Below are 21,481 nucleotides of genomic sequence, written 5' to 3'. Positions count from 1 at the left end.
TTGACGCAAGTCTGATTGCCATTAAGCGGGCCTGTCGCTACAGTGACGGCCCGTTTTTTGTTGCCTCGCTAACGAATCATGACTCCCTTAGAACGCTATCAAGCAGATCTGAAACGTCCCGACTTCTTCCATGACGCGGCGCAGGAAACTGCGGTGCGTCACCTGCAGCGCCTGTACGACGACCTGGTGCAGGCGCAGAACAATAAGCCAGGCATGTTCGGCAAGTTGTTCGGCAAGAAGGAGCAGACCCCGGTCAAGGGCCTGTACTTCTGGGGTGGGGTAGGGCGAGGCAAGACCTACCTGGTCGATACCTTCTATGAAGCGCTGCCATTCAAGCAGAAGATGCGCACGCACTTCCACCGCTTCATGAAGCGCGTGCACGAGGAAATGAAAACCCTCAAGGGCGAGAAGAACCCGCTGACCATCATCGCCAAGCGCTTCAGCGAAGAAGCCAAGGTCATCTGCTTCGACGAATTCTTCGTGTCGGACATTACCGATGCCATGATCCTCGGCACTCTGATGGAAGAACTGTTCAAGAACGGCGTATCGCTGGTGGCCACCTCCAACATCGTGCCGGACGGCTTGTACAAAGACGGCCTGCAACGTGCGCGCTTCCTGCCGGCCATCGCCATGATCAAGCAGTACACCGACGTGGTGAACGTGGATAGCGGCGTCGACTACCGCCTGCGTCATCTGGAACAGGCCGAACTGTTCCACTTCCCGCTCAATGATGCGGCGCATCAGAGCATGCGTGCCAGCTTCAAGGCGCTGACCCCTGAGTGCACCCAGGCGGTCGAGAACGACGTGCTGATGATCGAGAACCGCCCGATCAATGCCCTGCGTACGTGCGACGACGTCGCCTGGTTCGACTTCCGCGCCCTGTGCGACGGGCCGCGCAGCCAGAACGACTACATCGAACTGGGCAAGATCTTCCACGCCGTGTTGCTCAGCAACGTGGAGCAGATGGGCGTTACCACCGACGACATCGCCCGTCGCTTCATCAATATGGTGGACGAGTTCTACGACCGCAACGTCAAGTTGATCATCTCGGCCGAGGTGGAACTAAAGGACCTGTATACCGGTGGGCGCCTGAGCTTCGAGTTCCAGCGTACCTTGAGCCGGTTGCTGGAGATGCAGTCGCACGAATTCCTGTCGCGCGCGCACAAGCCATAAATTTGGGGGCCGCAAAGCGGCCCCATTGGCCTCAAGCCTCTTGCATGAACTGCTGCCGATACTGGTTTGGTGACAGCTCGGTGTGCTGGCGAAACAGCCGCGCGAAGAAACTGGCATCGTCATAACCGACCTCGTAGCTGATGGTCTTGATGCTCTTGCGCGTGCTCGACAACAACCCCTTGGCTGTCTCGATGCGTAGCCGTTGCAGGTAGTGCAGCGGCTTGTCACCCGTTGCGCCCTGGAACCGGCGCATGAAGTTGCGGATGCTCATGCCGTGGTTGCGGGCCACATCTTCGAAGCGGAACTTGTCGGCGAAGTGCTCTTCCAACCAGTGCTGAATCTGCAGGATGATCAGGTCCTGGTGCAGTTTTTGCCCGCCAAAGCCCATGCGCCCCGGGGTGTAGTTGCGTTGCACTTCGTAAAGAATGTCGCGTGACACCGCACGGGCCACGTTGGCACCGCAGAAGCGCTCGATCAGGTAGATGTACAGGTCGCAGGCTGAAGTTGCACCGCCGGCGCAATAGATATTGTCGGCATCGGTCAGGTGCTTGTCCTGGTTCAGGCGGATCTTCGGGAAGCGTTCGGCAAAGCTGCTGAAGAAGCGCCAGTAGGTGGTGGCCTCCTTGCCGTCGAGCAGGCCCGACTCGGCCAGCCAGAACACGCCACTGGCCTCGGCGCAAAGCACCGCGCCACGCGCGTGCTGCTCACGCAGCCACGGCAGCACCTGCGGGTAACGTTGCAGGAGGTTGTCGAAGTCATCCCAGTAGGCCGGGAGAATGATCACATCGGCGTCGTCCAGGCCACCATCGACCGGTAGCTGCACATTGCTGAAGCTGTCCACAGGTTGGCCGTCGGGGCTCACCAGGCGGATTTCGAACATGGGCTGCAAACCCAGGCCCAGCTGCTTGCTGTAGCGCAGGCTGGCGAGGTGGAAGAAGTCCTTGGCCTGCATCAAGGTCGAAGCAAACACCTTGTCAATGGCCAGGATGCTGACGCGCCGCAGCGACGCGGAGGGTTGGGTAAACATCATTGTCATTGTTCTTATAGGGTAGAGTGGTCAATCACCGGCTGGATCGTCTTATTTTTTGGCGATTGTGTCTACCCCATGTAACAGCGGGGCTGCTTTGCAGCTCAAGGTGCCGGGTTAGGCTGCTCCTGGTGGATGGCTTCAATCGCCGCCAGCAACTCATCGCTCAGGTTCAGCTCAAGGCTCGCCAGGTTGCTGTCCAGCTGTTGCAGGCTGGTGGCACCGATGATGTTGCTGGTCACGAACGGCTGTCGGGTGACGAACGCCAGGGCCATCTGCGCCGGGTCCAGGCCGTGCTCGCGGGCCAGTTGCACATAGCGGCTGCAGGCTGCCACGGTCTGCGGGTTGGAATAACGGGCAAAGCGGCTGAACAGGGTCAGGCGTGCGTTGCCCGGCCGTGCGCCGTTCTCGTACTTGCCCGAGAGCATGCCGAAGGCCAGCGGCGAATAGGCCAGCAGGCCGCACTGCTCGCGGATGGCCACTTCCGCCAGGCCTACCTCGAAGCTGCGGTTGAGCAGGTTATACGGGTTCTGGATCGACACCGCCCGCGGCCAGCCACGGCTTTCGGCCAACTGCAGGAACTTCATGGTGCCCCACGGCGTTTCGTTGGACAGGCCAATGTGGCGGATCTTGCCCGCGTGCACCTGCTCGTCGAGTACTTCGAGGGTTTCTTCCAGCGGGGTGAAATGGTCCTGTGGCAGGTGCTGGTAGCCCAGCTTGCCGAAGAAGTTGGTGCTGCGCTCCGGCCAGTGCAACTGATACAGGTCGATACGGTCGGTTTGCAGGCGCTTGAGGCTTTCGTCCAGCGCCGCGACGATGTGCTGGCGGTTGTGCTTGAGCTGGCCGTCGCGGATGTGGCTGATCCCGTTGCCGGGGCCTGCGACCTTGCTGGCCAGGACCCAGTCATCGCGATCGCCGTTGGCCCGGAACCAGTTGCCGATGATGCGTTCGGTGGCGGCGTAGGTTTCCGGGCGGGGTGGCACCGGGTACATTTCGGCGGTGTCGATGAAGTTGACCCCGGCTTTCTTGGCCCGGGCAATCTGTTCGAAGGCCTCGGCTTCAACGTTCTGCTCGCCCCAGGTCATGGTGCCCAGGCACAGGGCGCTGACGTTGAGGTCGGTACGGCCGAGCTGACGGTATTCCATCGGTTAGACACTCCTTGGCAATAGAAGCCTATCAAAGCAGGTTGAAATTTTTCTCGCAATCTGGATAATTCAGCCCCTCTCCGCGTGGCGGAAGTGATGCACCATCACGCAGGAAGAACCCCGTCGAACATTGGCGTGCCCGACCCGAGCCCCCAAAAGCGTCTGTGTTCGGCTGCGCGCTTGCCCTTGGCAAGCTGTGCACTATCCAGTAAGATTCGCCGTCTATTTTTCGCTGGGCGGCCTCTGAGGCTTTAGAGAATGAAAACTTTTACTGCTAAACCGGAAACAGTAAAGCGCGAGTGGTTCGTAGTCGACGCCGCTGGCCAGACCCTGGGTCGTCTGGCTACCGAAATCGCTACCCGTCTGCGTGGCAAACACAAACCAGAATACACCCCTCACGTTGACACCGGCGACTACATCGTCGTTATCAACGCCGAGCAGGTTCGTGTGACTGGTGCCAAGTCTTCCGACAAAATGTACTACTCCCACTCCGGCTTCCCGGGCGGTATCAAGGAAATCAACTTCGAGAAGTTGATCGCCAAGGCCCCTGAGCGTGTTATCGAAACCGCGGTCAAAGGCATGCTGCCTAAGAACCCGCTGGGTCGCGACATGTACCGCAAGCTGAAAGTGTACGCGGGTGCTGCTCACCCACACACTGCTCAGCAGCCTCAAGAACTGAAGATCTAACGGGATAGTTCATTATGTCGGCGACTCAAAATTACGGCACTGGCCGTCGCAAGACCGCAACCGCTCGCGTATTCCTGCGTCCGGGTACTGGTAACATTTCCATCAACAACCGTTCTCTGGACGTGTTCTTCGGTCGCGAAACCGCTCGCATGGTTGTTCGCCAGCCACTCGAGCTGACCGAAACCGTTGAGAAGTTCGACATCTACGTCACCGTTTCCGGTGGTGGTGTCAGCGGTCAAGCCGGTGCGATCCGTCACGGTATCACCCGCGCTCTGATGGAATACGACGAAACCCTGCGTGGCGCTCTGCGTCGTGCTGGCTACGTCACCCGCGACGCTCGTGAAGTTGAGCGTAAGAAAGTGGGTCTGCGTAAAGCGCGTAAGCGTCCTCAGTACTCCAAGCGTTAATACCGCTTCGGCAGTCGAAAAAAGCCCGGTTCCTTGGAACCGGGCTTTTTTTTTGGCTTGAACTAACCTGTCAGCATGTCAGTGGCCGCTTGTCGCATAGACACAGATCAAGCAAAGCGCGGGTTGTCACCCTTGCCGGGGTAATCACCTTGTCAGTGTGTGGATTTGTTTCTTACCATGGCGGCCAATTTTTAGTGCCATTGACACAACCTAAGTACAAGCCTGGTTCAACAGGCCAAGCAAGCTGATGGGAGAGGACTGAATGAGCAATGACGGCGTCAACGCAGGCCGGCGCCGCTTCCTCGTAGCCGCGACATCCGTGGTCGGGGCAGCGGGAGCAGTGGGGGCTGCGGTACCGTTCGTGGGGTCATGGTTTCCCAGTGCCAAGGCGAAAGCCGCGGGTGCACCGGTGAAGGTCAATATTGCCAAGGTCGAGGCCGGGCAGCAGATGGTGGCCGAGTGGCGTGGCCAGCCCGTATTCATCGTGCGCCGAACGGAGGAGATTCTCGGTAACCTGAAAAAAATCACCGGCGATCTGTCTGATCCAGAGTCCAAGGCCTCGGTCCAGCCGGCTTACGTCGACCCCGAGGTTCGCTCGATCAAGCCGGAAATCCTCATTCTCGTGGGCCTCTGCACGCACCTGGGTTGCTCGCCCACCTTCCGCCCGGAAGTCGCGCCCGCCGACCTCGGCCCGAAATGGGTAGGTGGCTACTTCTGCCCATGCCACGGCTCCCACTATGACCTGGCTGGCCGTGTCTACAAATCGCAGCCGGCGCCTCTCAACCTGCCCGTGCCACCGCACTCTTACGAGTCGGACGAGATCATCGTCATTGGCGTCGACCAGGAGAACGCATGATGAGCAAGTTCATGGACTGGATTGATGCTCGCTTCCCCGCCACCAAGATGTGGGAAGACCACCTGAGCAAGTATTACGCGCCCAAGAACTTCAACTTCCTGTATTTCTTCGGCTCCTTGGCATTGCTGGTATTGGTGAATCAGATCGTTACCGGCGTGTGGCTGACCATGAGCTTCACGCCCTCGGCGGAAGAGGCGTTCGCCTCGGTCGAGTACATCATGCGTGATGTGGAGTACGGCTGGATTCTGCGCTACCTGCACTCTACCGGTGCGTCTGCGTTCTTCATCGTGGTCTACCTGCACATGTTCCGCGGCCTGCTCTACGGCTCCTACCAGAAGCCACGCGAACTGGTCTGGTTGTTCGGCATGCTGATCTACCTGGCGCTGATGGCTGAAGCGTTCATGGGCTACCTGTTGCCGTGGGGGCAGATGTCTTACTGGGGCGCCCAGGTGATCATTTCGCTGTTCGGTGCCATCCCGGTGATCGGTGACGACCTCACCCAGTGGATCCGTGGTGACTACCTGATCTCGGGCATCACCCTGAATCGCTTCTTCGCCCTGCACGTGGTTGCCCTGCCAATCGTGATTCTCGGCCTGGTGGTGCTGCATATCCTTGCGCTGCACGAAGTGGGTTCGAACAACCCTGATGGCGTTGACATCAAGAAGAAAAAGGACGAAAACGGCATTCCGCTGGACGGCATTCCGTTCCACCCGTACTACACCGTCAAAGACATTGTCGGGGTGGTGGTGTTCCTGTTCGTGTTCTGCGCCGTGGTGTTCTTCTTCCCGGAAATGGGCGGTTACTTCCTGGAAAAACCGAACTTCGAGCAGGCCAACGCGTTCAAGACCCCTGAGCACATCGCTCCGGTGTGGTACTTCACACCCTTCTACGCGATCCTGCGTGCGGTGCCCGACAAGCTGATGGGTGTCATTGCCATGGGTGCGGCCATCGCCGTGCTGTTCGTACTGCCCTGGCTCGACCGTAGCCCGGTGCGTTCCATGCGTTACAAGGGCTGGATCAGCAAGGTCTTCCTGCTGGTGTTCTGCGTGGCCTTCGTCATCCTCGGCGTGCTGGGCGTACTGGCGCCGACACCTGGGCGTACCTTGTTGTCGCAGGTATGCACGGTGCTGTACTTCGCCTACTTCCTGCTGATGCCGTTCTACACAAGGCTCGAGAAGACCAAACCGGTTCCGGAAAGGGTGACTGGCTGATGAAAAAGTTGATTGCAGTATTTTTGCTGGCAGTGATGCCTGCCTTTTCCTTCGCTGCCGAACACGGCCTGGAGCTGGACAAGGCCGATATCGACCTGACCGACAAGGCCGCCATGCAGGACGGTGCGCGTACCTTCGCCAACTATTGCATGGGTTGCCACAGTGCCAAGTTCCAGCGTTACGAGCGAGTGGCCGATGACCTGGGCATTCCGCACGAGCTGATGCTCGAGAAGCTGGTGTTCACCGGTGCCAAGATCGGTGACCACATGCAGATCGGCATGAAGCCCAGCGACGCCAAGACTTGGTTCGGCGCTGCGCCACCCGACCTGACCCTGGTGGCTCGGGTGCGCGGTACCGACTGGCTGTACACCTATCTGCGCAGCTTCTACGAGGACCCGTCGCGGCCTTACGGGGTGAACAACAAGGTGTTCCCGAACGTCGGCATGCCGAACGTGTTGGTTGGCCTGCAGGGTAACCAGGTGATCGGCTGCAAGCAGGTGCAGACCGTGACCGATGGCAAGAAGCAATTCGACCCGTTGACCGGCAGCCCGATAACCCATGAAGCCTGTGACCAGCTGACCATTACGCCGAAATCCGGTACCCTGACCACTGAGCAGTTCGACGAGAAGGTCAAGAACCTGGTGACCTTCCTGGCCTATTCGGCCAACCCGGTCAAACTGGAAAGCCAGCGCATCGGTACCTACGTGTTGCTGTACCTGGCTTTCTTCTTCGTATTCGCCTACTTGCTCAAGCGTGAATACTGGAAGGACGTGCACTGATCACGCAGTAGTTTCTGGTTGTTGAACGCGCCCGTGGCGCCCTGGCAATACTGCCAGGGTGCCCCGGGCGCGTTTTCATTTACAGTGTCACAAGCATCCCGTGCGAGGAGCCGCTACATGGGCGCAACCAACAGGTTAGCCTGCTATTCCGATCCCGCTGATCACTATTCTCATCGGGTTCGCCTGGTGCTGGCCGAGAAGGGTGTGAGCGTGCAGGTCATCGATGTCGACCCAGCTCGCCTGCCGCCCAAGCTGGTCGAGGTCAACCCTTACGGCAGCGTGCCGACTTTGGTCGACCGAGACCTGGCGTTGTATGAGTCGACCGTGGTGATGGAATACCTCGAAGAGCGTTACCCGCACCCGCCGCTGATGCCGGTCTACCCGGTTGCGCGCGGCAACAGCCGTTTGCTGATTCACCGCATCCAGCGCGACTGGTGTGCCCTGGCCGATACCGTCCTCGACCCGCGCAGCAAAGAGGCTGTCCGAGCCGATGCGCGTAAGGCCTTGCGTGAAAGCCTGACCGGGGTCTCGCCGTTGTTCAGCGAGTTCGCCTGCTTCATGAGTGATGAGCAAAGCCTGGTCGATTGCTGTCTATTGCCCATACTCTGGCGTCTGCCGGTGTTGGGTATCGAGTTGCCGCGGCAAGCCAAGCCGCTGCTTGATTACATGGAGCGCCAGTTCGCCCGCGAGTCTTTCCAGGCGAGCCTGTCCTCCGTAGAACGTGAAATGCGCAAGCTTTAAGGAGCCGTTGATGAACTCCAGTCGCCCCTATCTGGTTCGAGCACTGTACGAGTGGATCGTCGACAACGATTGCACGCCCCATATGCTGGTCAATGCCGAATTCCCGAAAGTTCAGGTGCCGGATGGTTTCGCCAGTGATGGCCAGATCGTCTTGAATATCTCGCCAAGTGCCGTGCGCAGCCTGAACATGGACAACGAAGCGGTCAGTTTCGATGGCCGCTTCGGTGGCGTGCCTCATTCGTTGTACGTGCCGGTTGGCGCCATCCTGGGCATTTATGCTCGCGAAAATGGCCAGGGTATGGTCTTCGAGCTGGAGTCCCCGTTGATGGATGGCGACGACCTTGAAGACGATGATGTACAGCCGGATGACGATGGCCCGCCAGAGGGCGGTGGCCAGCCGCCGCGTCCGACTGGTCGGCCAAGCCTGAAAGTGGTCAAGTAACAAAAAAGGCGATCCAACCGGATCGCCTTTTTCTTTACCGCCAATCTGGGTTACAGGTCGCTGATGGTGCGTACCTGGTCCTTGTTGATGCGGGTGCGCTTGCCGTCGAGCTGTTGGAACTCGTAGAAGCCGGCGTCGCGGTCGAACTTTGGTGCATCGACAGCCTGAATTTCACGGCCATCGTTGAGGGTGATCAGGCTTGGGGTGGAGCAGCCGGCCAGGGTGGCGAAGGTGCCGATCAGCAGGGCGGGCAGCAGAAGCTTTTTCATGCGGTGTTTCCTGGGTTTCTTGAGGGTGTTGTCTGCGCCGGCCTCTTCGCGGCTAAAGCCGCTCCTACAGGGTGTAGCGTACCCCTGTAGGAGCGGCTTTAGCCGCGAAGAGGCCGGAGAGTCAGTCGATGTACTCGAACAGCTTGACGATCTTTTGCACGCCCGACACGCCTTGCACCACGGCAGTGGCCGAGTTGGCCTCTTGCTGGGTGACCAGGCCAAGCAGGTAGACGATGCCGTTTTCGGTGATCACCTTGATGCGCGAGCTTGGCACCGCATTGTCGGTCAGCATCTGGGTCTTGATCTTGGTGGTCAGCCAGGCGTCGTTGTTGCGCGCCAGGATGGAGGAGGGCTGCATCACCTGCAGCTCGTTGTGCACTTTCTTGACCCGTTGTACCTGGCTGGCGGTTTGCTCGGCCAGGCTCTTGAGGTCGGCGCGTGGGGTCTGGCCGGCCAGCAGGACAATGCCGTTGTAGCTGCTGACAACGATGTGCGAGCCCTTGTCCAGGTCTGGGTTGGCCTTGGAGATGTTCACGGCGGCCTTGGTCTCGATCAGCGAGTCGTCGATCTTGCTGCCAATGGTGCGCGTACCGCGATCGTCCTCGATCGGCGAATTGCGGGTAGAGGTGAGTACCGAGCTGCAACCGGTGACGCTCAGGCACAGGGTCAGGGCCATCAGGCCGAGGCGCATAGGGGTCATTCTTCACTCCCGAACAGTTGGCTGTCGATCAGATCGCACAGGCAGTGGATCGCCAGCAGGTGGACTTCCTGGATGCGCGCGGTAACCGTCGAAGGAACGCGGATTTCCACGTCCTCGGGCAGCAGCAGCGAAGCCATGCCGCCGCCGTCGCGACCAGTCAATGCTACGACAATCATTTCGCGGTCATGTGCGGCCTGGATCGCTTGAATGACGTTGGCCGAGTTGCCGCTGGTGGAGATCGCCAGCAGAACGTCGCCGGGCTGGCCCAGGGCGCGGATCTGCTTGGAAAAGACTTCGTTGTAGCTGTAGTCGTTGGCGATAGAGGTCAGGGTCGAGCTGTCGGTGGTCAGCGCGATGGCCGGCAGGCTCGGGCGCTCGCGCTCGAAGCGGTTGAGCAGCTCTGAAGAAAAGTGCTGGGCATCGCCGGCCGAGCCGCCGTTGCCACAGGCGAGCATCTTGCCCTCGTTGAGCAGCGCATTGACCATGACCAGGCTAGCCTGCTCGATGTGCGGTGCCAGGATGTCCATTGCCTGTTGCTTGGTATCGATGCTGGCCTGAAACAGCCGGCGAATTCGGGATTGCATGTCCATCTGGTGACCTTAAGTGGGGCGGTGGCCTTTGCTACGCGCAACAACGACCAGCCCGCGAAACATAGAGCAAAAAAAACGAAGTGGGTTCAGCATTCGAAGGCGTTTTTCAGCCATTGAAGCGGTCTGCCTGCATGGTGGCTGCCCTGCAGGGCGACTACGTCGAAGCGGCAGGGGTGGTTGCCCCAGTGGGGCTCCTTCTGCAGGAACAGGCTGGCGGCAAGCACCAGCCGTTTCTGCTTGCGCCCATCGATACTGTCGAGGGCGCCTCCGAAGCCCGCGTGCAACCGGTAGCGGACTTCGACGAATACTACTGTATCGGCGTCGAGCATGACCAGATCAAGCTCACCGCCTTTGCATCGCCAGTTGCGTGCCAGCAGTTGCAGGCCTTGCCCCTGAAGGTACTCAAGGGCTTGGGTCTCTGCTGCTTGCCCGGCACGGGTAGGCGATGCTGCAGGCATCAGCGCGGGGTGTCAGGCAGGCGCTTGACCTGGCCGCCGGCAAACTCGGCCCATGGCAGCTGGCGCTCGACGCGTTGGTTGGCGTTGATGCTCAGGCTGCCCGAAAGGCCCAGGACGCGGTTGTCCGGCAGTGCTTTCAGCTGGCCCAGGCGTGGCGCCAGGCTGTAGGCATCGACGCCCATGGCATACAGACGGCCCAGGCTGCCAGCGGCCTGTGGCCACTGCTGTACGACCTGTTGGCGCAGGCTGTTGCTGGTGTCGAGCAGCCACGGCGTTTCGCAGAAGCGGATGCCGTTCATGTCGTTGTACTGGTTGACGTCACCGCTGGCGCTGTACAGGTTCGAGGTGGCGTAGACCGGTACGTCACCGGCGTACTGGAAGTTCAGGGTCGGCTTGATCTGCTGGGCCTGCTGTGGGGTCGAGGCGAGGAAAATGAAGTCGATGTCCTGGCGGCGCGACGGTTGTGCGGCAATGCTGCCGCCTACCGTGCTTTGCAGGCTCTTGGCGCGGCCTTCGCTCTGGCGCAGTTGGAACAGGTCGGCAATCTGCTGGGCCAGGGCGACCGGCTGGGCGATGCGCTCGGCGGCGAGCAGGGTGCCACCATTGCCTTCCCAGTCCTGACGGAAGGCGGCCAGTACGCGGTCGCCCCATTCACCGCTCGGCACCAGGGCCACGGCGCGGACCATGCCATCGGCGCGGGCGCGGCGGGCTACTTCGCGGGCTTCGTCTTCGGCAGCCAAGCCGAACTGGAACAGTTGCGGCGGGGCTTTCTGGCCGGCGTCGGCGTAGTTCAGGGCCAGGGTAGTGATCGGCAATTGCGGTTTGGCGGCCAGTTGCTTCACCAGCGGCTTTTCCAGCGGGCCGATGACCAGTTGCACGCCGGCGGCCTGGGCCTGGCGATAGAAGTCATCGAGCGAGCCGATGCGCGAGCTGTCGAACACCTGCACGGCAGGTGCCGGTTGGCCGGCTTGCTGGGCCTGGAAGTGAGCGGCCATGAAGCCGTCACGCAGGGCGCGGGCAACACCGGCCAGCGGGCCCTCCTGAGGCAGCAGCAGGGCGACCTTGGTCAGCGGTTGGCTGGCCAGTTCCTTGAGCTTGGTCAGCGCCAGCGGCAGTTGCTGGGCGGCAGGGTGGTCCGGGTGTTGTTTGACCCAGGTCTCGATGGCCGCTTGTTGCTGTTCCAGGGTGCCTGCACTTTTCACGGCGAAGGCCAGGCTGGTCCAGCCGGCCAGGGTCTGATCGTTGGCTGGCTGTTGCAGTTGCTCTGCCGGCAGTGAGGCAACCAGGGCCCAGATGGCGTCATTGTTGGCGCTGGCGGCCTGGCCGCTGAGCAGCGGGGCCAGCAGCACGCGCTGTTGTGCGGCAGCCAAGGCCTGGCCGTCGGCTTCGAGGGCGGCGGCATGCACGTTGTAGGTGCGCGCTTGCTGTTCCTTTGGCAGCTCAGCTACGCGCTGCAGGCTGGGGTGGGCCAGGGCAGCCAGGGCCGCTTTGGGCTGGTTGCGGCTCATGGCCAGCTCGGCGGCGAGGGTGCTGGCGAACACTTGCTGGGCCGGCTTGAGCGTGTCCAGCGGAACCTGCTCGAGAATGCGTGCGGCGCGTGGGAAATCCTTCTGCTTGTAGGCCAGGTCGGCCGCGCTCAGGCGCAGCAGGGCCGCGTCTTCAGCAGACTTGCTGGAAGCGGCTTTTTCGAGCAGTTGCTCGATGCTGGCGTCCGGGGTGCGTGGCAGTTCGCCCAGGCTGGATGAGGGCGAGCTGGCGCAGGCTGCCAGCAGGGCGGCGAGGCAGAGGGCTGTGAGCAGCCGCAGGCAAGCGATCATGTAAAGGTCCTGTTACTCGATCAAGTTGGCCGGCAATTGTACCCAAGCACTGGCCGGGGCGCGATGTTGCTGTGTCGATCCTTCACTATAGGCGGCTTGTTGCTGATCGCCGGCGAAGATCTTTGCGCCCTGTTGCAGGTGCTCGGGCTACAATGGCGCCTTTGATCCAAATGACAGGTGTACGCAGTGACTGATGTGGCAGGGGCTTCGAAATCCACGGTGGGGACGCTGTATGTGGTGGCAACCCCCATCGGCAATCTCGACGACATGAGCGCCCGGGCGCTGAAGGTGCTGGCGGATGTGGCCCTGATCGCCGCCGAAGACACCCGTCATTCGATCCGCCTGCTGCAACACTTTGGCATCGATACGCCGTTGGCGGCCTGCCATGAGCACAACGAGCGCGACGAGGGCGGGCGCTTTCTCACCAAGCTGCTCGCGGGTGAGCATGTGGCGCTGGTTTCCGATGCCGGCACGCCGCTGATTTCCGATCCGGGTTACTACCTGGTGCGCCAGGCGCGGGCCGCGGGCGTGAACGTGGTGCCGGTGCCGGGCGCCTGTGCTTTGATCGCCGCGCTGTCGGCAGCCGGCTTGCCGTCGGACCGCTTCATCTTCGAAGGCTTCCTGCCGGCCAAGCAGGCCGGGCGTCGGGCACGCCTGGAGCAAGTAAAGGAAGAGCCGCGTACGCTGATTTTCTATGAGGCCCCGCACCGGATCCTGGAGTGCCTTGAGGACATGGAAGCGGTATTTGGTGGCGACCGCCCGGCGTTGCTGGCGCGCGAATTGACTAAAACCTTCGAGACCCTGAAGGGTTTGCCGCTGGCGGAGCTACGTGCATTCGTTGCTGGTGATAGCAACCAGCAGCGCGGTGAATGCGTGGTGCTGGTCGGCGGCTGGAGTGCGCCGGAGGGCGAGCAGGCCATCAGCGCCGAGGCGCAGCGTGTGCTCGACCTGCTGTTGGCCGAGTTGCCGCTGAAGCGGGCGGCGGCACTTGCCGCGGAAATTACCGGTGTGCGCAAGAACCTGTTGTATCAACTTGCCCTTGAAAAGCAGAAAGCCGAATAGTGGCACTTTGATATAAATACCGGTATTGCTTGTTCTTGCGCGCGCGTGCCGGTAACCTTGGCGGCGGAGAGTCGATCGGACAGTCGCTGCCTGTTTTTGTTCCGCAACTTTGTTGTGTGGACAGCAGGGGGAGGAAAGTCCGGGCTCCATAGGGCAGAGTGCCAGGTAACGCCTGGGAGGCGCGAGCCTACGGAAAGTGCCACAGAAAATAACCGCCTAAGCACTTCGGTGCCGGTAAGGGTGAAAAGGTGCGGTAAGAGCGCACCGCACGTCTGGCAACAGTGCGTGGCTAGGTAAACCCCACTCGGAGCAAGACCAAATAGGGTTCCATCAGGCGTGGCCCGCGTCGGAACCGGGTAGGTTGCTAGAGGCGTCCAGTGATGGCCGTCGTAGAGGAATGACTGTCCTCGACAAAACCCGGCTTACAGATCGACTCTCCACCTTTCCTTCCCTGCGTGATTCGGTAGCAGATCCTCTCTGGTAATACCGAAAAAATCTTACTCTTGATAAATCACTTTAACTTTGAACTCCATTCGCTTGAGTGGGTTTGATTTTTCACGTGTTTTTTTCTCTTCGGCAGTCCTTCCACATTCCCTTATCGCGCTAAATCTCGGTCCTGTAAGGCTTTTCCTTATGAACGCGCCTTGACGGTGCTGCGGACGGATTCCTATAGTGTGCGCAAGTGGCAGAAAGTGGGATGAAGTGGGTTTTCTGGCACAAAAAAGCTAACATTGTGGGGAATCGCAGCCGTGTTCCGCGGAGCCAACGCCGTCAGCCTCGATGCCAAGGGCCGTCTCGCCATGCCGAGCCGGTACCGTGACGAGCTCGATTCGCGTTGCAATGGTCAGCTGATCGTGACCATCGACGCCGTAGACCCCTGCTTGTGTGTTTATCCCCTCGATGAGTGGGAACAGATAGAAGCCAAGTTGCGTGCCTTGCCATCGTTGCGTGAGGAAAACCGCCGCCTGCAGCGCTTGCTGATTGGTAATGCGGTTGACCTGGAGCTCGATGGCAGTGGTCGTTTCCTGGTGCCGCCCCGCCTGCGTGAGTACGCCAAGCTCGACAAGAAGGCGATGCTGGTGGGGCAACTGAACAAATTCCAGCTGTGGGATGAAGATGCCTGGAACGCGGTTTCGGCAGCCGACCTTGCAGCTATTCAACAACCGGGCGCCATGCCCGACGAATTGCGTGACCTGATCCTGTGACCATAGATAGCGGCTTCAACCACATTACCGTCCTGCTCGACGAAGCTGTCGAGGCATTGGCCTTGCGCGCCGACGGTTGCTATCTGGACGGCACCTTTGGCCGTGGCGGACACAGCCGGCTGATACTCAGCAAGCTCGGGCCGCAAGGGCGGCTGCTGGGCTTCGACAAAGATCCACAGGCGATTGCCACGGGGCAAGCGCTGGCGGCCGAAGACGGCCGCTTTGTCATTGTGCAGCGCAGCTTTGCCGAGCTGGGCGCTGAGGTGGCCGAGCGCGGCCTGCACGGGAAGGTCAGTGGTGTGCTGCTGGACCTGGGCGTGTCTTCGCCGCAGTTGGATGACCCCGAGCGTGGCTTCAGCTTCCTCAATGATGGCCCGCTGGACATGCGTATGAACCCGGGCCAGGGCATCAGTGCCGCGGAATTCATCGCCACTGCGCCAGTAGAAGAAATCGCCCGCGTCTTCAAGGAGTACGGCGAGGAGCGTTTCGCTGGGCGTATGGCGCGGGCCGTGGTCGAACGCCGCGAAAAGCAGCCGTTCACCCGTACCGCCGACCTGGCAGAAGTGCTCAAGGTGGCCAACCCGGCTTGGGAAAAAGGTAAAAACCCGGCTACCCGTGCCTTCCAGGGGCTTCGCATTCACGTCAACAACGAGCTGGGCGACCTTGAGGCTGGCCTTGAAGCCGCACTCGATGCGCTCGAAGTCGGGGGCCGTCTGGCGGTCATCAGTTTCCACTCGTTGGAAGACCGTATCGTCAAGCTGTTCATGCGCAAGCTGGTGAAAGGCGAGGCCGACAACCTGCCGCGCAACCTGCCGGTGCAGCACAAGGTCTTTGAGCCAAAAATCAAACTTATCGGCAAGGCCCAGTTCGCCTCCGAAGCCGAGCTCAATGCCAACCCGCGGTCGCGTAGCGCCGTGATGCGTGTGGCGGAGAAACTGCGGTGAGCAGGCTGTTCGCCAAGCCTTTGCCAGGCGGAAGCTTCCTGATGCTTCTGCTGTTCGTTGGCGTGCTGGTTTCGGCCATTGCCGTGTCCTACAGCGCGCACTGGAACCGCCAACTGCTCAATACCCTGTACGGTGAATTGAGCGAGCGCGACAAGGCTCAGGCCGAATGGGGTCGGCTGATTCTGGAGCAGAGCACCTGGACCGCCGCCAGCCGTATCGAGAACCTGGCTTCCGAACAGCTGAAAATGCGCGTGCCGTCGGCTGACGAAGTACGGATGGTGGCGCCATGATGAAGCTCGAAGGCGCACTCTACCCGTGGCGCTTCCGCGTGGTGATCGGCTTGCTGGCAATCATGGTCGGTGCGATCTGCTGGCGCATCATCGACCTGCAGGTAGTTGACCGTGACTTCCTCAAGGGCCAGGGCGATGCGCGCAGCCTGCGTCACATTCCCATCCCGGCGCACCGTGGGTTGATTACCGACCGCAACGGTGAGCCATTGGCCGTGAGTACCCCGGTTACCACCCTGTGGGCCAACCCCAAGGAAATGCAGGCCTCCAAGGAGCGCTGGCCGCAACTGGCTGCCGCGCTGGGGCAAAACCCGCAACAGCTGATCGAACGCCTGACTCAGCAGGCCAACAAAGAGTTCATCTACCTGGTGCGTGGCCTGACCCCGGAGCAGGGCCAGCACGTGCTCGACTTGAAAGTGCCCGGTGTGTACGGCCTGGAAGAATTCCGCCGCTTCTACCCGGCCGGTGATGTCACCGCGCACATGGTCGGCTTTACCGACCTCGACGACCACGGTCGTGAAGGGGTGGAGCTGGCCTATGACGAGTGGCTGGCCGGTGTCCCAGGCAAGCGCCAGGTGATCAAGGACCGGCGCGGCAGGCTGATCAAGGACATCCAGGTAACCAAGAACGCCAAGGCCGGGAAGACCTTGGCGTTGTCGATAGACCTGCGCCTGCAGTACCTGGCTACCCGCGAGCTGCGCAATGCCATTGCCGAGCAGGACGCCAAGGCCGGCAGCCTGGTGATCATGGACGTGAAGACCGGTGAGGTCCTGGCCATGGTCAACCAGCCGACCTACAACCCCAACAACCGCCGCAGCATGTTCCCGGCGGCCATGCGTAACCGGGCGATCATCGATGTGTTCGAGCCGGGTTCCACGGTCAAGCCGATTTCCATGAGCGCGGCGCTGCAGAGCGGCCGCTGGAAGCCGACCGACAAGGTCGAGGTGTACCCGGGTAGCCTGCAGATCGGCCGCTACACCATCAAGGACGTGTCGCGCAGCGAGGGCCCGATCCTCGACCTGACCGGCATCCTGATCAACTCCAGTAACGTCGGCATGAGCAAGATCGCCTTCGACATCGGGGGCGAGGCCATCTACCGGGTCATGTCCCAGGTCGGTCTGGGTCAGTACACCGGCCTTGGCTTCCCGGGCGAGCGTGTCGGTAACCTGCCCAACCACCGCGAGTGGCGCAAGGCCGAGACCGCGACGCTGTCCTATGGCTATGGCTTGTCGGTGACTGCCTTGCAACTGGTGCATGCCTACGCAGCGCTGGCAAACGACGGCAAGATGGTGCCGCTGTCGATCATCAAGGTCGACAAGGCCCCGGAAGCGGTGCAGGCCATTCCGAAGGAAACCGCCGAAACCGTTCAAGGCATGCTGCAGCAGGTGATTGAAGCGCCGCGTGGTGTGTTCCGTGCCCAGGTGCCGTTCTATCACGTGGCCGGCAAGTCCGGCACCGCGCGTAAAGCCACCGTGGGCTCCAAGGGTTACACCGAAAACGCCTACCGCTCGCTGTTCGCCGGCTTCGGACCGATGAGCGACCCGCGCTACGCCATCGTCGTGGTCATCGACGAGCCGGGCAAGGGTGGTTACTTCGGTGGTCTGGTCTCGGCGCCGGTGTTCAGCAAGGTCATGTCCGGCACCCTGCGCCTGATGAACGTGCCGCCAGACAACCTGCCGCCACCAGCACCCGCGGCACCTGCCGTGCAATCGCAAGTCAATGCAACAGCCGCCAAGGGAGGGCGTGGATGATGACAATGCCATTAAGCAAACTTTTCGCCCACGCCAGCCGTGACCCGCTGATTCGTGAACTGACCCTGGACAGCCGCAACGTGCGCCCGGGTGACCTGTTCCTGGCCGTGCCGGGTGCCAAGGTCGATGGCCGCGAGCATATCGCCGATGCCTTGACCCGTGGTGCCGCCGCCGTGGCCTATGAAGAGCAGGGCGCCACCGTGCTGCCGCTGACCGAAGTGCCATTGATTCCAGTCAAGGGCCTGATCGCACAGTTGTCGGATGTCGCCGGGCGTTTTTATGGCGAACCCAGCCGCCAGCTGAACCTGGTCGGTGTGACCGGGACCAACGGCAAGACCAGCGTTACCCAATTGGTGGCCCAGGCGCTCGACCTGCTCGGCCAGCGCTGCGGCCTGATCGGCACCCTGGGTACCGGCTTCTACGGCGAGCTGCAGAGCGGCCGTCTGACCACGCCCGACCCGATTGCCGTGCAGTCGACCCTTTACGATTTGAAAAAGCAGGGCGCCAAGGCTGTGGCCATGGAGGTTTCCTCTCATGCCCTGGAGCAAGGCCGAGTCGCCGCATTGGAGTTCGACATCGCGGTGATGACCAACCTGTCCCGCGACCACCTCGACTACCACGGCAGCATGGAGGCCTATGAGGCCGCCAAGGCCAAGCTGTTCGCCTGGCCCAGCCTGCGTTGCCAGGTGGTCAACCTGGATGACGCCTTTGGCCGTCGCCTGGCCGCTGACTTTGCCCGCCGTCCGAGCGTCGACCATATCGACACCCGGCTGCTGAGCTACAGCCTGGAAAACCCAGATGCCTCGCTGTTCTGTCGCGAGGCCGCGTTCAGTGACGATGGCGTGCGCGCGACGATCGTTACCGCACAAGGTGAGCGTATCCTGCGCAGTCAGCTGCTGGGGCGCTTCAACCTGAGCAACATGCTCGCCGCTGTCGCGACACTGCTGGCACTGGATTATGCACTGGACGAAATCCTCAAGGTCACCCCGCAACTGCACGGTCCGGTAGGCCGTATGCAGCGCCTGGGTGGCGGCGACAAACCGCTGGTGGTGGTCGATTACGCCCACACCCCGGACGCCCTTGAAAAAGTGCTCGAAGCCCTGCGTCCACACGCCCACGGTAAGCTGCTGTGCCTGTTCGGCTGCGGCGGCGACCGTGATCGCGGCAAGCGCCCGCTGATGGCCGAAGTGGCCGAGCGCCTGGCCGATCGCGTACTGGTCACCGATGACAACCCACGTACCGAAGACCCACAGCGCATCTTCGACGACATCCGTCCCGGTTTCGCCCGGTCTGTCTCGGTCGAGTTCGTTGCCGGTCGTGGCGAGGCCATCGCGCAGTTGATTGCCTCCGCTGCTGCCAACGACGTGATCGTGCTGGCTGGCAAGGGGCACGAGGATTACCAGGAGATCAATGGCGAGCGCCATGACTTCTCCGATTTGACCGAAGCCGAAAAGGCACTTGCAGCCTGGGAGGCGCCACATGCTTAAGCCACTATCACTCAGCCAGCTGACCACAGCACTGAGTGGTCGACAAATCGGTGCCGATGCCACGTTTACCGGTGTCAGCATCGACAGCCGCAGTGTCGGCGCCGGGCAACTGTTCGTCGCCCTGGCCGGTCCGCGTTTCGATGGTCACGACTACCTGGCCGATGTAAAAGCCAAAGGCGCGGTCGCAGCCTTGGTAGAGCGTGAAGTCGCCGATGTAGACCTGCCACAGCTGTTGGTGGCCGATTGCCGCCTGGCCCTTGGCCAACTCGGTGCATTGAACCGCGCCGCATTCGACAAGCCGGTGGTGGCCATTACCGGCTCCAGCGGCAAGACCACGGTCAAGGAAATGCTCGCCAGCATCCTGCGTACCCGTGGCCTGGTGCACGCTACCCGTGGCAACTTGAACAACGACCTCGGTGCGCCGCTGACACTGCTGGAGATCGCCCCGGAGCACAGCGCCGCAGTGATCGAGCTGGGCGCCTCGCGCATTGGTGAGATCCGCTACACCGTGGGCCTGACCCAGCCGCAGGTGGTCATCATCAACAACGCCGGTACCGCCCACGTTGGCGAGTTCGGCGGCCCGGAGAAGATTGTCGAAGCCAAGGGCGAGATTCTCGAAGGCCTGGGCGAGGGCGGCATTGCCATCCTCAACCTGGACGACAAGGCCTTCGCCATCTGGAGTGCGCGTGCCGGCTCGCACAAAGTCGTCAGTTTCGCGCGCAGCAACCCGAAAGCCGATTTCCACGCCACGGACATCGGTCGCGATGCACGTGGCTGCCCGTCGTTCAAGCTGCATGGCGCGGGTGAAACGGTAGACGTGCAACTCAATGTGCTGGGCGAGCACAACGTCAGCAATGCCTTGGCCGCTGCCGCCGCTGCGCATGCCGTTGGTCTGAGCCTGAACGGTATTGCTGCCGGCCTGGCTGCAGTGCAGCCGGTCAAGGGCCGTACCGTGGCACAGATCGCGCCGAACGGGGTACGGGTGATCGACGACAGTTACAACGCAAATCCCTCCTCCATGTGCGCGGCCATTGATATACTCGCCGGCTTTTCCGGACGCACCGTCCTGGTGCTTGGGGATATCGGCGAATTGGGGCAATGGGCGGAAGAAGGCCATCGTCAGGTGGGTGACTACGCGCGTGGCAAGGTCGATGCCCTGTACGCAGTGGGTTCCAACATGACACACGCGGTCAAGGCGTTCGGCGCCAATGGCCGCCATTTCGCTACTCAAGCTGAGCTGATCGACGCAGTTAGCGCCGAACACGCCAGCGACACCACTATTTTGATCAAGGGCTCGCGCAGCGCTGCGATGGAAAACGTCGTGGCGGCATTGTGCGGTGCCAGCGGGGAGAAACATTAATGCTGCTGCTGTTGGCCGAGTATCTGCAACAGTTCCACAAAGGCTTCGCGGTCTTCCAGTACCTGTCCCTGCGCGGGATTCTTGGTGTACTGACCGCGTTGTCCCTGGCGCTGTGGCTGGGGCCGTGGATGATCCGTACCCTGCAAATTCGCCAGATCGGCCAGGCCGTGCGTAACGACGGCCCGCAATCGCACCTGTCCAAGTCCGGCACCCCGACCATGGGTGGCGCGCTGATCCTGTCGGCCATCGCCGTCAGCACCCTGCTGTGGGCGGATCTGAGCAACCGTTATGTCTGGGTTGTGCTGATCGTCACCCTGGCGTTCGGTGCCATCGGCTGGGTCGATGACTACCGCAAGGTGATCGAAAAGAACTCGCGTGGCCTGCCGAGCCGCTGGAAGTATTTCTGGCAGTCGGTGTTCGGCCTGGCGGCGGCAGTGTTCCTGTACAAGACCGCGCCAACCAGCGTGGAGACCACCCTGATCCTGCCGTTCATCAAGGATGTCACCATTCCGCTGGGCGTCGGCTTCGTGGTGCTGACTTACTTCGTCATCGTCGGCTCGAGCAACGCGGTCAACCTCACCGATGGCCTTGACGGCCTGGCAATCATGCCGACAGTGATGGTCGGCGGTGCGCTGGGCATCTTCTGCTACCTGTCAGGTAACGTGAAGTTCGCCGAATACCTGCTGATCCCCTATGTGCCGGGCTCGGGCGAGCTGATTGTGTTTTGCGGCGCGCTGATCGGTGCCGGCCTGGGCTTCCTGTGGTTCAACACCTACCCGGCACAAGTGTTCATGGGCGACGTCGGCGCGCTTGCGCTGGGCGCTGCGCTGGGCACCATCGCCGTGATCGTGCGCCAGGAAATCGTGCTGTTCATCATGGGGGGCATCTTCGTTGTCGAAACCCTGTCGGTGGTGATCCAGGTCGCCTCCTTCAAGCTGACCGGCAAGCGCGTGTTCCGCATGGCGCCGATCCACCACCACTTTGAACTCAAGGGCTGGCCAGAGCCACGGGTGATCGTCCGCTTCTGGATCATCACCGTGATCCTGGTGCTGATCGGCCTTGCAACCCTGAAACTGAGGTAGA

The 21,481-nt window shown here is 61.3% G+C and carries 23 protein-coding genes and 1 other RNA gene; 17 read left to right on the top strand and 7 right to left on the bottom strand.

The window, feature by feature from the left end; all coding sequences use genetic code 11:
- Positions 1–78: 78 nt before the first annotated feature.
- Positions 79–1,173, top strand: a complete 1,095-nt coding sequence (gene zapE / locus APH42_RS10220) for a cell division protein ZapE (RefSeq protein WP_012274078.1) — start codon at positions 79–81, stop codon at positions 1,171–1,173.
- Between the two features lie 31 nt (positions 1,174–1,204).
- Here the strand turns inward: zapE and APH42_RS10215 are convergent, their stop codons facing one another.
- Positions 1,205–2,125, bottom strand: a complete 921-nt coding sequence (locus APH42_RS10215) for a GlxA family transcriptional regulator (protein WP_171577226.1) — start codon at positions 2,123–2,125, stop codon at positions 1,205–1,207.
- 179 nt (positions 2,126–2,304) lie between these two features.
- The gene (locus APH42_RS10210; RefSeq protein WP_012274076.1) at positions 2,305–3,345 is read right to left on the bottom strand and encodes an NADP(H)-dependent aldo-keto reductase; all 1,041 of its coding nucleotides are present in this window, start codon (positions 3,343–3,345) and stop codon (positions 2,305–2,307) included.
- Between the two features lie 258 nt (positions 3,346–3,603).
- Here APH42_RS10210 and rplM point away from each other — a divergent pair, with 258 nt between their 5' ends.
- From rplM to APH42_RS10175, 7 genes are all read left to right on the top strand, one after another.
- Positions 3,604–4,032 (top strand): 50S ribosomal protein L13, encoded by a 429-nt coding sequence (rplM, locus tag APH42_RS10205; protein ID WP_003251819.1) that lies wholly within the window; start codon positions 3,604–3,606, stop codon positions 4,030–4,032.
- A gap of 14 nt (positions 4,033–4,046) precedes the next feature.
- The gene (gene rpsI, locus APH42_RS10200) at positions 4,047–4,439 is read left to right on the top strand and encodes a 30S ribosomal protein S9 (RefSeq protein WP_003260797.1); all 393 of its coding nucleotides are present in this window, start codon (positions 4,047–4,049) and stop codon (positions 4,437–4,439) included.
- Between the two features lie 262 nt (positions 4,440–4,701).
- Positions 4,702–5,295, top strand: a complete 594-nt coding sequence (gene petA / locus APH42_RS10195; protein ID WP_003251823.1) for a ubiquinol-cytochrome c reductase iron-sulfur subunit — start codon at positions 4,702–4,704, stop codon at positions 5,293–5,295.
- The gene (locus APH42_RS10190; RefSeq protein ID WP_003251825.1) at positions 5,295–6,506 is read left to right on the top strand and encodes a cytochrome bc complex cytochrome b subunit; all 1,212 of its coding nucleotides are present in this window, start codon (positions 5,295–5,297) and stop codon (positions 6,504–6,506) included. The genes petA and APH42_RS10190 overlap by 1 nt, the downstream gene beginning before the upstream one ends.
- The gene (locus APH42_RS10185) at positions 6,506–7,285 is read left to right on the top strand and encodes a cytochrome c1 (RefSeq protein WP_012274075.1); all 780 of its coding nucleotides are present in this window, start codon (positions 6,506–6,508) and stop codon (positions 7,283–7,285) included. The genes APH42_RS10190 and APH42_RS10185 overlap by 1 nt, the downstream gene beginning before the upstream one ends.
- 117 nt (positions 7,286–7,402) lie before the next feature.
- Positions 7,403–8,026, top strand: a complete 624-nt coding sequence (locus APH42_RS10180) for a glutathione S-transferase N-terminal domain-containing protein (protein ID WP_012274074.1) — start codon at positions 7,403–7,405, stop codon at positions 8,024–8,026.
- Between the two features lie 10 nt (positions 8,027–8,036).
- Positions 8,037–8,468, top strand: a complete 432-nt coding sequence (locus APH42_RS10175) for a ClpXP protease specificity-enhancing factor (RefSeq protein WP_060493235.1) — start codon at positions 8,037–8,039, stop codon at positions 8,466–8,468.
- Between the two features lie 50 nt (positions 8,469–8,518).
- Here the strand turns inward: APH42_RS10175 and APH42_RS10170 are convergent, their stop codons facing one another.
- The 5 genes from APH42_RS10170 to APH42_RS10150 all read right to left on the bottom strand — a co-directional run bounded on the left by APH42_RS10170 (position 8,519) and on the right by APH42_RS10150 (position 12,302).
- Positions 8,519–8,737, bottom strand: coding sequence for a YgdI/YgdR family lipoprotein (locus APH42_RS10170; RefSeq protein WP_012274072.1), 219 nt, complete (start codon positions 8,735–8,737; stop codon positions 8,519–8,521).
- 121 nt (positions 8,738–8,858) lie between these two features.
- Positions 8,859–9,437 carry a BON domain-containing protein gene (locus APH42_RS10165; RefSeq protein ID WP_012274071.1) on the bottom strand — a complete coding sequence of 193 codons (579 nt, stop codon included), beginning with the start codon at positions 9,435–9,437 and terminating at the stop codon, positions 8,859–8,861.
- Positions 9,434–10,027 (bottom strand): phosphoheptose isomerase, encoded by a 594-nt coding sequence (locus APH42_RS10160; protein WP_012274070.1) that lies wholly within the window; start codon positions 10,025–10,027, stop codon positions 9,434–9,436. The genes APH42_RS10165 and APH42_RS10160 overlap by 4 nt, the downstream gene beginning before the upstream one ends.
- A gap of 86 nt (positions 10,028–10,113) precedes the next feature.
- The gene (locus tag APH42_RS10155) at positions 10,114–10,485 is read right to left on the bottom strand and encodes a YraN family protein (RefSeq protein ID WP_012274069.1); all 372 of its coding nucleotides are present in this window, start codon (positions 10,483–10,485) and stop codon (positions 10,114–10,116) included.
- Complete coding sequence (locus APH42_RS10150; RefSeq protein ID WP_012274068.1) at positions 10,485–12,302, bottom strand: penicillin-binding protein activator; 1,818 nt, start codon at positions 12,300–12,302, stop codon at positions 10,485–10,487. The genes APH42_RS10155 and APH42_RS10150 overlap by 1 nt, the downstream gene beginning before the upstream one ends.
- Before the next feature lie 186 nt (positions 12,303–12,488).
- Here APH42_RS10150 and rsmI point away from each other — a divergent pair, with 186 nt between their 5' ends.
- The 9 genes from rsmI to mraY all read left to right on the top strand — a co-directional run bounded on the left by rsmI (position 12,489) and on the right by mraY (position 21,480).
- Positions 12,489–13,364, top strand: a complete 876-nt coding sequence (gene rsmI / locus APH42_RS10145) for a 16S rRNA (cytidine(1402)-2'-O)-methyltransferase (protein ID WP_060493234.1) — start codon at positions 12,489–12,491, stop codon at positions 13,362–13,364.
- A gap of 67 nt (positions 13,365–13,431) precedes the next feature.
- An RNA gene (gene rnpB / locus APH42_RS10140) (RNase P RNA component class A) lies at positions 13,432–13,805 on the top strand.
- 308 nt (positions 13,806–14,113) lie between these two features.
- On the top strand, positions 14,114–14,569 hold the full coding sequence (gene mraZ / locus APH42_RS10135) for a division/cell wall cluster transcriptional repressor MraZ (RefSeq protein WP_004575120.1): 456 nt from the start codon (positions 14,114–14,116) through the stop codon (positions 14,567–14,569).
- Entirely contained in the window at positions 14,566–15,513 is a 948-nt protein-coding gene (gene rsmH / locus APH42_RS10130; protein ID WP_060493233.1) for a 16S rRNA (cytosine(1402)-N(4))-methyltransferase RsmH, read from the top strand. The genes mraZ and rsmH overlap by 4 nt, the downstream gene beginning before the upstream one ends.
- Positions 15,510–15,803: a cell division protein FtsL gene (ftsL, locus tag APH42_RS10125; protein WP_012274065.1), complete on the top strand. Its 294-nt coding sequence runs from the start codon at positions 15,510–15,512 to the stop codon at positions 15,801–15,803. Before rsmH ends, ftsL begins: the two co-directional genes overlap by 4 nt.
- Positions 15,803–17,551, top strand: coding sequence for a penicillin-binding protein 2 (locus APH42_RS10120; protein WP_171577224.1), 1,749 nt, complete (start codon positions 15,803–15,805; stop codon positions 17,549–17,551). Before ftsL ends, APH42_RS10120 begins: the two co-directional genes overlap by 1 nt.
- Positions 17,548–19,038 (top strand): UDP-N-acetylmuramoyl-L-alanyl-D-glutamate--2,6-diaminopimelate ligase, encoded by a 1,491-nt coding sequence (locus APH42_RS10115; RefSeq protein ID WP_374701052.1) that lies wholly within the window; start codon positions 17,548–17,550, stop codon positions 19,036–19,038. The genes APH42_RS10120 and APH42_RS10115 overlap by 4 nt, the downstream gene beginning before the upstream one ends.
- The gene (gene murF, locus APH42_RS10110; protein ID WP_012274062.1) at positions 19,031–20,398 is read left to right on the top strand and encodes a UDP-N-acetylmuramoyl-tripeptide--D-alanyl-D-alanine ligase; all 1,368 of its coding nucleotides are present in this window, start codon (positions 19,031–19,033) and stop codon (positions 20,396–20,398) included. The genes APH42_RS10115 and murF overlap by 8 nt, the downstream gene beginning before the upstream one ends.
- The gene (gene mraY, locus APH42_RS10105; RefSeq protein ID WP_003251852.1) at positions 20,398–21,480 is read left to right on the top strand and encodes a phospho-N-acetylmuramoyl-pentapeptide-transferase; all 1,083 of its coding nucleotides are present in this window, start codon (positions 20,398–20,400) and stop codon (positions 21,478–21,480) included. Before murF ends, mraY begins: the two co-directional genes overlap by 1 nt.
- Position 21,481: the final 1 nt, after the last annotated feature.

The organism is Pseudomonas sp. NBRC 111140 (genome assembly GCF_001320885.1).
Lineage (GTDB): Bacteria > Pseudomonadota > Gammaproteobacteria > Pseudomonadales > Pseudomonadaceae > Aquipseudomonas > Aquipseudomonas putida_P.
Note: the sequence above shows the minus strand (reverse complement) of the source record. Positions and strands in the feature narration are given on the sequence as shown.

Bases quoted from the DNA above. Each gene is read 5' to 3' on its own strand.
- zapE (WP_012274078.1), top strand. From the start codon at position 79: ATGACTCCCTTAGAACGCTATCAAGCAGATCTGAAACGTCCCGACTTC.
- APH42_RS10215 (WP_171577226.1), bottom strand. From the start codon at position 2,125: ATGCAGGCCAAGGACTTCTTCCACCTCGCCAGCCTGCGCTACAGCAAG.
- APH42_RS10210 (WP_012274076.1), bottom strand. From the start codon at position 3,345: ATGGAATACCGTCAGCTCGGCCGTACCGACCTCAACGTCAGCGCCCTG.
- rplM (WP_003251819.1), top strand. From the start codon at position 3,604: ATGAAAACTTTTACTGCTAAACCGGAAACAGTAAAGCGCGAGTGGTTC.
- rpsI (WP_003260797.1), top strand. From the start codon at position 4,047: ATGTCGGCGACTCAAAATTACGGCACTGGCCGTCGCAAGACCGCAACC.
- petA (WP_003251823.1), top strand. From the start codon at position 4,702: ATGAGCAATGACGGCGTCAACGCAGGCCGGCGCCGCTTCCTCGTAGCC.
- APH42_RS10190 (WP_003251825.1), top strand. From the start codon at position 5,295: ATGAGCAAGTTCATGGACTGGATTGATGCTCGCTTCCCCGCCACCAAG.
- APH42_RS10185 (WP_012274075.1), top strand. From the start codon at position 6,506: ATGAAAAAGTTGATTGCAGTATTTTTGCTGGCAGTGATGCCTGCCTTT.
- APH42_RS10180 (WP_012274074.1), top strand. From the start codon at position 7,403: ATGGGCGCAACCAACAGGTTAGCCTGCTATTCCGATCCCGCTGATCAC.
- APH42_RS10175 (WP_060493235.1), top strand. From the start codon at position 8,037: ATGAACTCCAGTCGCCCCTATCTGGTTCGAGCACTGTACGAGTGGATC.
- APH42_RS10170 (WP_012274072.1), bottom strand. From the start codon at position 8,737: ATGAAAAAGCTTCTGCTGCCCGCCCTGCTGATCGGCACCTTCGCCACC.
- APH42_RS10165 (WP_012274071.1), bottom strand. From the start codon at position 9,437: ATGACCCCTATGCGCCTCGGCCTGATGGCCCTGACCCTGTGCCTGAGC.
- APH42_RS10160 (WP_012274070.1), bottom strand. From the start codon at position 10,027: ATGGACATGCAATCCCGAATTCGCCGGCTGTTTCAGGCCAGCATCGAT.
- APH42_RS10155 (WP_012274069.1), bottom strand. From the start codon at position 10,485: ATGCCTGCAGCATCGCCTACCCGTGCCGGGCAAGCAGCAGAGACCCAA.
- APH42_RS10150 (WP_012274068.1), bottom strand. From the start codon at position 12,302: ATGATCGCTTGCCTGCGGCTGCTCACAGCCCTCTGCCTCGCCGCCCTG.
- APH42_RS10120 (WP_171577224.1), top strand. From the start codon at position 15,803: ATGAAGCTCGAAGGCGCACTCTACCCGTGGCGCTTCCGCGTGGTGATC.
- APH42_RS10115 (WP_374701052.1), top strand. From the start codon at position 17,548: ATGATGACAATGCCATTAAGCAAACTTTTCGCCCACGCCAGCCGTGAC.
- murF (WP_012274062.1), top strand. From the start codon at position 19,031: ATGCTTAAGCCACTATCACTCAGCCAGCTGACCACAGCACTGAGTGGT.
- mraY (WP_003251852.1), top strand. From the start codon at position 20,398: ATGCTGCTGCTGTTGGCCGAGTATCTGCAACAGTTCCACAAAGGCTTC.